Raw genomic sequence first — 1,127 nt, forward strand, 5'->3', positions numbered from 1 at the left:
TTTTTTTTTTTTTTTTTTTTTTTTTTTTTTGGTGTTTTTTTAAAATTATAAAAAAAATTATTTTAACAATATAAAAAGTACACCTTCATGCTCTTTTAAAACACTTCCAGTGTACTTATCTTTATTCTACAATAAATAACCATTCAGAAGACAATTCGTGTTCTCCGTTGATTACTTTTTCATATTCTGATTTTAACAATTTATGAAATTTACCTGCTTGTGGTTTTGCATTAAAGTCTAACTGCCCAATAGGACGTTTGTCCAATGATTCTGCATAAGTAATTTTCATTGCTGTTCCTGTTACTAGCAGTTCGTCTGCTGTAAATACCATTGATCTGTCAATTTTTCCACGATTTATTTTATATCCATTGTGTTCCAATAATTCCAATGCTGATCTTACTGTAATTCCTTCAAGAGCTGCGTTTCCAGTATCAGGGATTATTATTTGTCCTCTGTAAACCAGTATTATATTCGCAACTGACACTTCTACCACATTTCCAGCATCATCAAACATTAATGCATCGTCGTAACCATTTCTTTGTGCATCACTTGTTGCAAGAAACGAGTTAATATATGAACCTCCTGCCTTTGCTTTCGTAGGAATTGCCGAATCATTGTATTTTCTATAAGTTGAACTCATTAAGTTTAGTCCACCTTCTGTACTTACATAATCTGCAAGTGGCAACATGTAAATTGCTAAATCAAAATCTAATCCTGCCTTTTTAGGTGACAATCTAGGCTCTTTACAAAAAACAAATGGTCTCATGTAAAAGTCTTCTTTTACATCATTTTTCTTAACTAATTCCGTAACAATATCTTTAAATTCATCCCAAGTTATAAAATATTCAAATCCTAACATTTTTGATGCATTCATTAATCTAATATAGTGATCTTTCAGTCTAAAAATCGCTACTTTCCCATTTCTGTAATATCCTCTGATACCACCAAAACAAGTTGTCCCATATTGTAAACTATGTGTAGCGATACTAACTGTCGCTTTTTCAAATTCCACTATTTCTTTATCGAAATATGCAAATTTCATAAATTCTGCCTTTGCCATCTAATTTTACCTCCATATTTTCAGTATTTTAATATTTACTTTTATATTTTAGCACTTTTTTAAAATT

At 30.1% G+C, this 1,127-nt stretch carries 1 protein-coding gene; it reads right to left on the reverse strand.

The features are described 5' to 3' along the window. Positions 1-121: 121 nt before the first annotated feature. Positions 122-1,060 (reverse strand): branched-chain amino acid transaminase, encoded by a 939-nt coding sequence (locus Q0370_RS11455; RefSeq protein WP_021743628.1) that lies wholly within the window; start codon positions 1,058-1,060, stop codon positions 122-124. Positions 1,061-1,127 lie beyond the last annotated feature (67 nt).

The sequence above is a fragment of the uncultured Leptotrichia sp. genome, from assembly GCF_938036635.1.
Taxonomy (GTDB): Bacteria; Fusobacteriota; Fusobacteriia; order Fusobacteriales; family Leptotrichiaceae; genus Leptotrichia; species Leptotrichia hongkongensis.

Coding starts and splice junctions, on each gene's coding strand:
- Q0370_RS11455 (WP_021743628.1), bottom strand. CDS start 1,060: ATGGCAAAGGCAGAATTTATGAAATTTGCATATTTCGATAAAGAAATA.